Source organism: Polaromonas sp. CG_9.11 (assembly GCF_015752225.1).
Lineage (GTDB): Bacteria > Pseudomonadota > Gammaproteobacteria > Burkholderiales > Burkholderiaceae_C > Polaromonas.
Genome location: NZ_JADOVE010000043.1, coordinates 1 through 10,680, shown reverse-complemented (window position 1 = coordinate 10,680; position 10,680 = coordinate 1). Strand labels below are relative to the sequence as shown.

Here is a 10,680-nt window from a genome sequence, read left to right as displayed (position 1 = left end):
AACTCCTTCGCTTTAAGGTTCAAACTTCTCATCAATGCCACCCGCAGCGCTTTTGACCAGCTTCAGAAATTTCAGGCGGCTGCGTAAGGTCAGTTATTAACCATCAACGATGTCGGAAAGTTTTCAATGAAACCATATGTTGTTTGCCACATGATGTCCTCTATCGATGGACACGCGCTCACCGACGGCTGGTCCCGCCCCTTCAAAAAAGACGCCGGGGACATGTATGAGAAGCTTGCTCAGCAGTTTGCGTTCGATGCGTGGATCTGCGGCCGGGTCACCATGCAGGAAATCGCGCATGGCGATGACTATCCGAGGGGATTGGCCAAAGCGCCTGTCCCACGCATTCATTATTTTGCCAAGCGTGATGCGGACTGCTACGCCGTCTCAATTGATCCCCATGGAAAAGTGGCTTGGACACACAACGAAGCGCTCAATTCGCACGTCGTTTCGGTGGTGTCAGAAGCGGTGTCGGACGACTACCTGGCCTATCTGAAATCCATTGACGTGTCTTACATTTTTGGTGGCAAGACAGAGATTGATTTGGGCCAAGTTATTGCAATCCTTGTGGATGAACTCGGTACAAAGCGTCTCATCGTTGAAGGCGGACCCACTGTAAGCGGATCATTTGTAAACGCCGGACTTGTCGATGAGGTAAGTGTTCTCATTTTACCGGTGATCGACGGGCGTGGAGACCATCCTGCATCGTTTGAGATTCCCAAAGATGCTTGGACCAAGCCGACCTACCTTACCCTGACTTCGGCAGATATCCAGCAGGGCGGCGGGGTGTGGCTGCGGTACACGAACCCCCGCTGAGGATGCCGAATGTGAAAGTGCTGCATACGAAGATCCAGATTGTTGGCGCCAACACGGTTTTGTCCGCACCCCCGCAGTCGATCATGGGCGACAGATACACCTTGCCAGCCGGGAGCTGGAACTCCGTAATGTCGGTAAGCCACTTCTCATTGGGGGCTGTAGCGTGAAAGTCGCGGTTGATGAGATTGTCCGGGGCCGGGCTGATTTCTCCCAGGTAGGAGCCGTACTTACGCCGCTTCTTAACGGCAACGACCAGACATTCCTGACGCATCAAACGCCGTACGACTTTTTCCGAGAGGCTGAACTTCTGCCTGCCCAATGCCGCCCGCATCCGCCGGTAACCGTAGCACCGATGATTGCGTTCGAAGACATCTGTGATGGCCAAACGCGCATCGGCATACTTGTCAGCGCCCCGCAGCCGTGCCCGATGATAAAAGTAGGAGCTGCGGGCAAGGTCAAGTTCGGCGAAGAGTTCTGGCAGCGCGTAGGTGTCTCTCAGGGCGTCAACCAGCCGGGTCTTCTCCTGGTTGCTCAGGAGCGGCAGGTCGACGCCCAGGCCTTTTTTTAGCAGTTCATTGGCCTTCTTCAAAAGGTGGTGTTCAAGTTGCAATTTGCGGATGTCGCGTTGAAGCGATTGGACTTTCTGCTCGAGCTCCGCTCGCTCAGGATCTGGCGGCGGATCGTTGTTAGGTTTCATGGATGCGGGAGCCTCACGGCCAAGTAGTTGATTTTTCCATTTGTACAGCGTCGGCCGGCTCACGGCGAGCTTTTGAGCAACTGCTTGCGCACTTGCCTGCCGAGTGCACAGCTCGATGACGGCCGCTTGCTTGAACTCTTCGGGGCGCAGAACGCCTGCTGATTTGCCAACAACGCGTATTCTTGTTTTAGGGTACAGCTCATCGACCCAGTCTGCGAGCGTTTCACGGCACGGATACCCCAGGGCCTTCAGGGTTCCAGCGAGACACCGGCCATGGTCTAGGTAGTGCCGGGCGGCCATGTTCTTCTGCTCTTTTGAATACTTTGGCCTTGAACGGACATAGCCCACCGGCAAATCGCGGCCTTGCTCGTATTCTCGATGCCAGCTCTTGAGCGCGTTCTTGGTCGGGTAGCCCAACTGACGAATGGTCGCGCCAGTGCGTTTGCCGAGTTTTATGTAGAGCTTGACGGCTCGAATGCGGTCTTCGTATGAGTACATGAACTACCTTTAAGTAGTCCAAGATTTCCGCCGCACCCCCTATTCGAGTCGCTGGCACCACCCGCACAGTTTCCGCAGAAATTCACCCCTGCGAGTTCAAGGACGTTCAGCTCTGGCAAAGAGACATCCACACGCCCCATATCAAGCCGAAGGGTGGCATTGGCTCGGATTGGGACTGGCCCGCATACTTCATTGGCTGCAATGTGACTGAAGCGGCAGCAGGTCGGCAGGCACTCACGTTTCAAATCCGCGTCGAGGGGCGAGACGGAGATGCGGTCCCGGTAGCCCAAGCTATTTTAAGTTTGCCCTACGCCTTTCCGGGAACTCCGGCAGGGGTCAAGCTCTCAAAACGCTGCGTGTTCATTTGGTACATTGCGGCAGCCCCGCAAGCAGCCCTGCGGTATTTTGGAGTCAACGACAAGTTTGCAACGCTGGCTCCCTTGCTCGACACGGCGATCCAGGTCAGCTTGGCACACGACTTTGAAGGCAGAATTGGTCTGCATGCAGCGCTCGGCGCCGACGCTCAGGCCAGCGAGGAGTTAGCTAAAAAGTATGAGCAGCAGGGTCTCATGCGTCGAAGAAAGGGATCAGGATTCTTCAGGCCGCCGTTTCGACGCGAAGACGGTCGCCTTTTTTACTTTGACGCTGACGGCGCCCGCGCTTATGCCGCTGCACAAGACGACTTGCGTTGATTGCCGCTTGATGCTATAAAAACTGACAAATATTTTATGACTACTCTTTTTAATCGCAGCCACCGCTCATTGCAACCTCAAGCCGTCAAAGGGCTGGGAGATATTCTTTCCGAGGACAGCACTACCCGAGTCGTAGAGATCGCGTTCATGGAGCGCTATGCAAAGGCTGCCTTCAAGGTGTCTAAAAGGACGCTGCAACTTGCCCGGTTGCAGAGTGAGCAACCGGCTGCCAAGTCCGGTTCCCACATCCATGGAGCAGACAAACTCGAAGCTCAGGTGATGACGGATTTCACCCTAGTACGTAGCCCAGCTTTCGCGAAAATTGCTCGCGAAATGGAGAAAAACCTTTCAGCTGACGCGACCTTTGGCAAATTCCGGGCCAACGGGGGCTGACCATAACGCGGCAATCAGTATGGGTTGGTTAGAGAAGGGAAAGGTGGCGAAGGCGACTTTGGAGGCTTTTATCGTTTCCGGCGTTTGACCTAGTACCCTGTTAAGTTTCGCAAACCATTTACTTAACATAATCTAAATCGTGGAATACGAAAATTAGAACGGCAAAGGGATTGACTTGGACTGTCATCATTGTGATGGTCAAGTCACGCCTTCTCTTTTGCCGCGTTATTCATTCAGCTCCCCATTCGGGATGGAAAAGCCGCTTTGATGGCAAACCGCTAATTGTCAAACCCGTATACGACTGAGTATCTTGGCTACCTTACTCTGAGGCATGGCCACTTGGTGCCGTGCCTCAAAAGCAGCCCTATTCGAATCGCTTCTTACGACTCGGTTGCGCCTTAACCTGCATTGCCTGCGTCCTGGCGGATCAAGAAATCGTCTCTGCTTTTACCGTCCACCAGCAAATCATTCAGCCACTTCGGCGCTGTGCCCCGGCCGGTCCATTCTTGGCCTTGGGGTCCCCGGTACTTCATGGGTGAAGACACAACGGGTTTTTTGCCTCTGGCCGGGCTTGCCTGCTTGGTCGGCGCCACTTTGGGTCTGCGGGCTTTGGGAGCGGGACGGCTCAACTCTTCGGCCGTGATGCCGTAGGCAGCCATTTGCTCGCGCAGCTGGGCCAGCACGGCGGGCCTGCTCTTTTTCTGCAGGTCAGTCGCCTGCTTTTCCATCTCGGCAATTTGCTGGCGGAGTTTAACGAGTTCATTCATAGTTGATTTTTTCTAAAGTTGTACCAGCGCCTATCCTACTGCGCTTGACCGATCACGCCCACGAGGGAACTGCTTTGATAATGAGCCTGCTGTTTTCACTCAATTACTTTGCGGATTTCTTTGCCAGTGTGCGTTGGCCGCTTTCTCACCCGCTTTCTTGTTGAAGCTGTCCCTTGGACAGCTGTGCCCAGACTGCTGTTCCGGTTATGAGGAAAGAGTTCAGGTGCACGATCAATTTGTCAATCGTATTGTGTGTAAACCAAATGTTCACGTCCCCACGCCAGCGTAATACCTCGTAGTAGGCAGCGCATTTTCTGACGTTGCCCGGTACTGTCCTGATCGTGTGGCGTCGATTCTTGTGGTGCTTGCAGTGCATGGATTTTCAGGTCAAACTGTCAAAATGCAATTTTGTTGCAGTGAGGCGTGGGTGATAATGAACCGCCCACCCTCGGTAGCCTGGCAAATGGGAATACAAAACACATAGGAGGCAGACTGATGAACAGTCACAGCACAGTCGTCGATCAATCGGCGAAAAGCCACCCATCCAGCACAGATTTGATGGTTGAAGACGAGGCCCGCCGCTTAGACACAGCGCAAAGCGATCCCGAGTCCGTATATTACGCAGGAGGCGAAAGCCGCCCCGCCAGAAGGCGCTTCCTGATCAGCGGCTCGGTCGCTGCGGCCGGCATAGCGAGCATTGCGATGCATGGCGCTCGCGCCGCTGCGCCGCCCGGTGCTGAGGTGCATGACGTGCCAGCCGACGCGACCAAAGTGCAAGGCTACCCGTTGGCCGAAGAAAGCTATGGCTCACGCTCGCAGTTCGAGACAGAGGTGCGCACACGGTTCAAGACGGCGACACCGCAGTCTTCCTGGACCTTGACTCCGCTGGAAAAGAGTTGCGGCATCATCACCCCGTCGGGCCTTCACTTTGAAAGGAGTCATGGTGGTACGGCCGTCATCGATCCGTCCAGGCACACACTCTTCGTGCACGGCATGGTCAAGCAGGCCCGTAAATACTCGATGCATGACGTGCGGCGGTTTCCTTCCATTTCCAGGGTGTTGTTTATTGAATGCTCGGGCAATGGCCTGACCGAGTGGTCCAAGCCGACGATGAAGACCGTACAAGGCACCCATGGCTTGACGTCCTGCTCGGAGTGGACAGGGGTTCCACTATCTACCATCCTCAATGAAGTGGGGCTGCGTGCCAGCGCGAAGTGGCTGCTCGTTGAGGGCGGAGATGCTTCAGCCATGACGCGCAGTATCCCGATGGAAAAAGCCTTGAAGGACTGTTTTTTAGCCTATGGACAAAACGGCGAAGCCCTGCGTCCTGAGCAAGGCTATCCCTTGCGCCTCATCGTCCCGGGCTTTGAAGGAAACACGCACATCAAATGGGTCAGGCGCATCGAGGTTGCGGACAGTCCGTTCATGACGCGAGAAGAAACGTCCAAATATACCGACCTCATGCCCAATGGCAAGGCCGTACAGTTCTCGATGGAAATGGATGCCAAGTCGGTGATCACGGCTCCATCAGGCGAGATGCTGCTCGATGGCCCGGGATTCTACGAAATCACAGGGTTGGCATGGTCCGGCCGCGGCGCGATCAAGCGCGTAGACGTCTCGACTGATGGTGGGTTGACTTGGCGTGCGGCTGCGCTGCAAGGTCCAGTGCTGCCTATTTGCCACACCCGCTTCAGGCTGCCATGGATGTGGAACGGCAAACCGGCCATCCTTCAGAGCCGCTGCGTTGAAGACACCGGCTACGTGCAGCCGACGCTGGGACAACTCATCGCCAAGCGCGGACTGAACGGGCCGCTCGGCTCGATCTATCACTTAAACGCCATTCAGAGCTGGCAAGTTGCGAGCGACGGAAAGGTATCGAATGTCTATCACTACTAATCATTCTTTGCGGTTGGCTGCAGCTTTCGTCATGAGCTGCGTTTGTTGGGGCGCAACCGCCAGCGAGCCAGTCACGTTCGGGTTCGGCAGCGTCGCTACGCCTGAGGATCTCCAGAGCTTTGTTTCCCCGTTACCCGACGGCCGCGGTCTGCCGGATGGGCAGGGTACGGTTGAACAAGGAAAAGTCATTTATCAGGCGCAATGCGTGGCGTGCCATGGTGAAAAGCTGCAAGGAGGCCTTGGAGACCGGCTGATCGGCGGACGCCAGACCCTGGTCAACAGTGATCCGACAAAAGCGCCAGTCAAGACGGTTGAGAGTTACTGGCCTTATGCCACGACCCTGTTCGACTATGTGAAAAGGGCCATGCCGCTGTATTCGCCGGGAAGCCTGTCGAACGATGAAGTTTATGCTGTAACAGCTTATATCTTATCGGAGGCAAAAGTCGTTTCGCCGGACGCCATGCTCGGCAAGACTTCGCTGGCTCAGGTCAGAATGCCCAATCGCGACGGATTCGTTCCTGATCGCCGTCCTGACAAGTTCATGCGGGTAGCTCAAACGCCTCATTCGAAGTGAGTTGTTTCGACAAGTCCGGAATGTGCAAAAAAAGTGGGGTCAGGTGACTACCATTCCGGAAGAAGCTACCCGGTCTGGGCACGTTTTTTTCGCAATAGAAGGAACTGCCGGCTCCAACCGCGAAATAGCTGGTTGCTGGCAAAGTTGGAAACATCTTGCGGTTGTGATTGAGCTATATCAGGTAGGGGGTGCGGCCAAAAACTTGAATTACTAGGCGGTAGTTCATACATTCGTACTAAGACCCATTCAAACAGTTAGGCGCTACATAAACCTCGGGGAACACACGGGCGCGACCATTTTCCATTTGGGCTACCCAGCAAAGAACATGTTCAAGAGCTGGCATCGGCGCACACTGGTCGGTACGTGCCGTCTACTTGGTGAATTCGACAGCAGCTATGTGCACGGGATCACTTTGCGGACTTCTTTGCCAGTGCGTGTCGGCCGCTTCCTCAACCGCTTGCTTGTCGAAGCTGCCCTTGGACAGCTGCGCCCAGACCGCGACGTACGCCTGGCACCAGGCCCCCCGGTCTTCGTTCAACCGTTTTTCCTCAAACTCGGGATTCAATGGCGCAGGCATGATGCGAAGAAATTAGCAGGGTTGTCATATTCTGCCTTGGCGCACGAGACTTGGCTTAGGAAGTCTGTTGAAAAAACTTAAAATGTCAGCTTTGCTAGACAACATTACCGGTAGCGGGCCTTGGTGATGCCTCACATGACAGGGCTGGCAGGATCGACAGCGCCAAGCGCTTGCGCCACGGCCTCCCCATCCATTGGCCGAACCAGCCGGGCCACTTCCTTGCCATCGGTCAGGAAAATCAGGGTCGGCCACAGCTTGACCTTGAATGACCGACCCAGTGCCCGGCCACTGCCGTCCTCCACCTTGAGGTGCTTAACGGCGGGGCGGGTGGCCAGCGCCTTGGCGATGATTGGCCCGCTGGCAAGGCAAAAGCCGCACCAGTCGGTGCCGAACTCCAGCAGGGCAACCCCAGGCAAAGCATCGATTGCCTCGCGTGTGGGCGCGTCGTTGGCATAGCGAAGAGCAGGTGTCATGATTTCAGGTCCTTCAGTGAGGCGATCAAAACACGTTTGAGCGCCTGCTCACATTGCATCGATGCAGTGATGAATCCGGGCCACCAGTGCATCGAAATCCGGTTGGCCTTGGTAGTACAGCGCTTGTGTTTTGCGGTATTCCAGCGCGAAACGCGCACGTTGCGCAGCGTCGGCCAGGACAAAAGCGGGGTTTCGGGCGATCACCTGCTCGTCACCGCGGCGAAAGCGCTGCGCCTTGCGCTCTGGGTAGGCAGGCTTCCGCAGGAAGGCCTGCACCTCCTCCAAGCCGAGCAAGCAGTACACGTCATAGTAGTGGCGCAGGAAATTGCCGGGGAAGTCCTGCGCCTCGCCCAGCCGGCGGTACTTCGTGGAAATCGTCTGGAGTTTCTCGACGAAGGTGTGCGTCGGCGCGTAACACGGTACAGCCACCGCGCGGTTGTCGAACACTTCTACGCCGCGGTCAGAGGCGACGTCCAGGGCCCATGACGAGATGGTGACCGGTCGATTGGGCGCCGTGTCATCGAATCCCAGTTCCAGCAGAATGCCGTCCTTGATGCCTGCCAACGCCGCTGCACTCGGGGTATAAACTAGGCGAATGCCCGCGCTGCGCATCTTGTCGTCGTCAAACTGCGTGTCGCGCTCCACGCTGTCGATGCCTGGGATATGAATGCGTGCCGTCAGTTCGTCATAGTAAGCGCGTCGCGAGGCGACGTGGGCAGGTTTATCCTGGTTGCGACCCACCTTCACCTCCATGCCGTCTGGGGGCGCGATACGAATGTCGATGTCCTCGGAGAAGCGGTGAATGATGCCGAAGCCCTTGGACAGGGAAGTTCCGCCCTTCAGCTCGAACGCAAAGCCCTGGGCCTGCAGGCCCCACAGGCAATGCATGATCCAGTAGTCCTTCTCGACCAGCACGGGATCGATTCCGCGCTCGTCTGCGACGATCGCGAGCAGTTGGTGGAAGTCCCGCCGTGCGTGCAGGAACTCAAGCACCCACCCACTCCCGCAGGCGCTTGCGTGTGGCGACGCTGCCAAAGCGGTCGGCGGCACGCTGAAGGCAGGCCGGATCGAACGACGCCAGCTTGGTGCGCGCCTGGCGCAGCACGGCGCCCTGGTCCTCGGCCAGTTCCTCCAGGTTGTTCAGCAAGTCCACGTACAGGAACTCGGGTGTCAGCTTCTTGGGAAAGCGCGGCTTCATGCGGAAATCGAACTGCCGGTTGCCGAGACGGAAGACGCCGTGGCGCTTGTGGTTGTAGACCAGCGTGCGGTTGTAGAGCTGGGTGGTGCCCAGGCCAACGGCGTTGTAGGCCGATGGGGAAAATACCAGGAAATCCTTGTCCCGCAGGAACCCCCCCACCACCTGCGAATCGGCAGGCGGCAGCGGACCGAAAGTGGATTGCTGAGGTGCGTGGTACAGGCCCTGAGCGAGTTTCTTCAGCTTCCCGGTGGCCACCAGCGCACGCAGGTGTCTGTCCACAGCGGTGGACAGACGAGCGAGGTCCTCCCGCCGATAGACGCGGCCGGCTTGCAACTCGTCCGCAAGGTGAGCAGCAGCGCCTCGCAGAGGCTGGGCACGACTCGCAACACTGATAGACATGTCTGAATTCCCATTGAAGTTTCATGCATTTTACTGCTTTCCTAAAGACATCGTTCCCCACTTGAGACGCACCTCAGCTACTGACAGGTTCAAGCCAATTTGATGAAACAACCCATGTGCGTTCGACAAGGTTACGGCACATCGCCATGCGCCCGCTGTATTTACCTTTACAACCGGCGTAGCCCACAAATACATCCCCCTGCCCGACCTCCCCGCGCCGCGCCCTTGAGGGAGCAAAGGAAGACATCAGGGGGAGGGTTGATCAATAGGCGGGGTTGGTTCTTGGCGCTTGGGGGTGGGAATGGATTGGTTGTAAAGGTAATATAATGGGGTTGTTGGTTATATTGTTTGCTTTGACCAGGACCCTTGTTGCATGCACCCTGCTCCTGCGCTTTTTGTTGATGCTGCTGCTCCCGAAGACCTGGGCGGCATGGCCTTTTTCGAGGGTTGGCAGTCAAGCCGGCTTCTTGACTCGCACCGCAAGCCCATGGGCGCTGCGGGCCTGGGCCAGGCCGGGTTCGTCTGGCGCAAGTGGCTGGCGTTTTGCACTGGCCGCGATGTCTCCTGGCAGGCGGCCAGCCCGGGGGATGTGCAGTCCTTTGCTGGCGACATCTCGCCTCGCAAGCCCGGCGCCCGAGCGGTCTCGCCCGTCACGCTCAGGCGCTACTGGCGCATCTTGAATGACCTGTATGCGCATGCGGTGCTCTCGGGCACTCTAGCGCACAACCCGGCCTCGGAGGTGATGCCGGCCACCAGCGAGAAAACCGCGTCACTCGCCCTGCCCCCGCATCTATGGGCGCTGCTGCAGGAGGGCTTGCCCTGCGGTTACCAGTTCAGGGCCAGGCGGAACCGACTGGTGCTGCTGCTCATGATGCGCTGCGCGCTAACGGTCAGAGAGGTCATCAGCTTGACCCTTGGCAGTGTGCAGGTGCATGAAGGAACGCCAGGGGAGATTGCTCAGCGCCTGGCGCTGGAGGGCCTGCCCCTGCTGCAGCCCGAAAGTGCGTTCTGGACGCCGCTGGCCTCGTCTTCCCCTCCCCCCGTCTACAGCTTGCAGCTGGCAGGCGCCCGCCCGGTTCAGACGCGTCAGCTGATGCTCGACAACCGCACCAGCGCCGCCCTGCACGACTGGCTGGAAGTGAGAAAACTGGGCAAGGCGGGCGCTGGTGACCGGCTCATTGTCGGCAGCGCCGAGGGCGCGGCCATCACCCCCAAAAGCCTGTACAACCTGTGCCAGGCGCACATGGCACGGTGTCTGGTGGGTTTTGACATCGGCCAGATGGGGCCCAACACGCTGCGCAACACCTGTATCAGCTGCTGGCTCAACCAGGGCGTGCCGTTAAATGAGATCCTGCGCCGCTGCGGCCTGAAGGACGATCAGGTGCTCATCCGGCTGCAAAAGCACCTTAGGGCGTGTCATCAATTGAAAACGGCATCAACGCTATTGAAGAGCACGATTTGCCCCTTATCTCGTAAACATGACCAGAAGATATGCACTGCGAGATGATCAATGGGAACGCATCAAGGACTCGCTGCCCGGACGCGAAGAAACTGTTGGCGTGAGCGCCCGGGACAATCGGCTGTTTGTCGAAGCCGTGCTGTATCGCTACCGCGCTGGCATCCCGTGGAGGGACTTGCCAGAGCGCTTTGGCGACTTTCGGGTGGTGCATCTGCGTCACTCGCGTTGGAGCAAGACCGGG

General features: G+C 57.3%; 12 protein-coding genes and 1 pseudogene. 7 read left to right on the top strand and 6 right to left on the bottom strand.

Features of this window, described 5'->3' with window-relative positions:
• Positions 1 to 126: 126 nt before the first annotated feature.
• Positions 127 to 816 carry a dihydrofolate reductase family protein gene (locus IWX85_RS19490; RefSeq protein WP_196870882.1) on the top strand — a complete coding sequence of 230 codons (690 nt, stop codon included), beginning with the start codon at positions 127 to 129 and terminating at the stop codon, positions 814 to 816.
• Between the two features lie 73 nt (positions 817 to 889).
• Here the strand turns inward: IWX85_RS19490 and IWX85_RS19485 are convergent.
• Positions 890 to 2,011, bottom strand: a pseudogene (locus IWX85_RS19485) (IS3 family transposase); the annotation flags it as partial.
• Between the two features lie 203 nt (positions 2,012 to 2,214).
• On the opposite strand from IWX85_RS19485, the gene IWX85_RS19480 reads away from it, so the two are divergent.
• The gene (locus tag IWX85_RS19480) at positions 2,215 to 2,703 is read left to right on the top strand and encodes a hypothetical protein (RefSeq protein WP_196870881.1); all 489 of its coding nucleotides are present in this window, start codon (positions 2,215 to 2,217) and stop codon (positions 2,701 to 2,703) included.
• Positions 2,704 to 2,739: 36 nt separating this feature from the next.
• Positions 2,740 to 3,096, top strand: a complete 357-nt coding sequence (locus IWX85_RS19475; protein WP_196870880.1) for a hypothetical protein — start codon at positions 2,740 to 2,742, stop codon at positions 3,094 to 3,096.
• Between the two features lie 398 nt (positions 3,097 to 3,494).
• On the opposite strand, the gene IWX85_RS19470 is transcribed toward IWX85_RS19475, so the two are convergent.
• Positions 3,495 to 3,863: an H-NS histone family protein gene (locus IWX85_RS19470; RefSeq protein WP_196870879.1), complete on the bottom strand. Its 369-nt coding sequence runs from the start codon at positions 3,861 to 3,863 to the stop codon at positions 3,495 to 3,497.
• 495 nt (positions 3,864 to 4,358) lie between these two features.
• On the opposite strand from IWX85_RS19470, the gene soxC reads away from it, so the two are divergent.
• Both soxC and IWX85_RS19460 read left to right on the top strand, forming a co-directional pair.
• A complete protein-coding gene (gene soxC / locus IWX85_RS19465; protein WP_231380030.1) occupies positions 4,359 to 5,759 on the top strand; it encodes a sulfite dehydrogenase in 1,401 nt (466 codons plus the stop codon).
• Positions 5,743 to 6,333, top strand: a complete 591-nt coding sequence (locus tag IWX85_RS19460; protein WP_196870878.1) for a c-type cytochrome — start codon at positions 5,743 to 5,745, stop codon at positions 6,331 to 6,333. The genes soxC and IWX85_RS19460 overlap by 17 nt, the downstream gene beginning before the upstream one ends.
• Before the next feature lie 370 nt (positions 6,334 to 6,703).
• On the opposite strand, the gene IWX85_RS19455 is transcribed toward IWX85_RS19460, so the two are convergent.
• The 4 genes from IWX85_RS19455 to IWX85_RS19440 form a co-directional block, all read right to left on the bottom strand.
• The gene (locus IWX85_RS19455; protein ID WP_196870877.1) at positions 6,704 to 6,910 is read right to left on the bottom strand and encodes a hypothetical protein; all 207 of its coding nucleotides are present in this window, start codon (positions 6,908 to 6,910) and stop codon (positions 6,704 to 6,706) included.
• A gap of 131 nt (positions 6,911 to 7,041) precedes the next feature.
• Positions 7,042 to 7,383, bottom strand: a complete 342-nt coding sequence (locus IWX85_RS19450; protein WP_196870876.1) for a thioredoxin family protein — start codon at positions 7,381 to 7,383, stop codon at positions 7,042 to 7,044.
• A 48-nt stretch (positions 7,384 to 7,431) separates the two neighbouring features.
• Positions 7,432 to 8,376: a nucleotidyl transferase AbiEii/AbiGii toxin family protein gene (locus IWX85_RS19445; RefSeq protein ID WP_196870875.1), complete on the bottom strand. Its 945-nt coding sequence runs from the start codon at positions 8,374 to 8,376 to the stop codon at positions 7,432 to 7,434.
• A complete protein-coding gene (locus IWX85_RS19440) occupies positions 8,369 to 8,980 on the bottom strand; it encodes a hypothetical protein (RefSeq protein WP_196870874.1) in 612 nt (203 codons plus the stop codon). Before IWX85_RS19440 ends, IWX85_RS19445 begins: the two co-directional genes overlap by 8 nt.
• Before the next feature lie 373 nt (positions 8,981 to 9,353).
• Between IWX85_RS19440 and IWX85_RS19435 the strand changes: the two genes are divergently transcribed.
• Together IWX85_RS19435 and IWX85_RS19430 are read left to right on the top strand one after the other, a co-directional pair.
• On the top strand, positions 9,354 to 10,487 hold the full coding sequence (locus tag IWX85_RS19435; RefSeq protein ID WP_196870873.1) for a site-specific integrase: 1,134 nt from the start codon (positions 9,354 to 9,356) through the stop codon (positions 10,485 to 10,487).
• Positions 10,459 to 10,680 (top strand): transposase (locus IWX85_RS19430; protein ID WP_196870872.1); only part of this gene is annotated, 222 nt, incomplete at its 3' end. The genes IWX85_RS19435 and IWX85_RS19430, both read left to right, overlap by 29 nt.

Excerpts from the sequence above, each read along its gene's own strand:
- IWX85_RS19435 (WP_196870873.1), top strand. The coding sequence starts at position 9,354 with ATGCACCCTGCTCCTGCGCTTTTTGTTGATGCTGCTGCTCCCGAAGAC.
- soxC (WP_231380030.1), top strand. The coding sequence starts at position 4,359 with ATGAACAGTCACAGCACAGTCGTCGATCAATCGGCGAAAAGCCACCCA.
- IWX85_RS19455 (WP_196870877.1), bottom strand. The coding sequence starts at position 6,910 with ATGCCTGCGCCATTGAATCCCGAGTTTGAGGAAAAACGGTTGAACGAA.
- IWX85_RS19460 (WP_196870878.1), top strand. The coding sequence starts at position 5,743 with ATGTCTATCACTACTAATCATTCTTTGCGGTTGGCTGCAGCTTTCGTC.
- IWX85_RS19450 (WP_196870876.1), bottom strand. The coding sequence starts at position 7,383 with ATGACACCTGCTCTTCGCTATGCCAACGACGCGCCCACACGCGAGGCA.
- IWX85_RS19490 (WP_196870882.1), top strand. The coding sequence starts at position 127 with ATGAAACCATATGTTGTTTGCCACATGATGTCCTCTATCGATGGACAC.
- IWX85_RS19475 (WP_196870880.1), top strand. The coding sequence starts at position 2,740 with ATGACTACTCTTTTTAATCGCAGCCACCGCTCATTGCAACCTCAAGCC.
- IWX85_RS19440 (WP_196870874.1), bottom strand. The coding sequence starts at position 8,980 with ATGTCTATCAGTGTTGCGAGTCGTGCCCAGCCTCTGCGAGGCGCTGCT.
- IWX85_RS19470 (WP_196870879.1), bottom strand. The coding sequence starts at position 3,863 with ATGAATGAACTCGTTAAACTCCGCCAGCAAATTGCCGAGATGGAAAAG.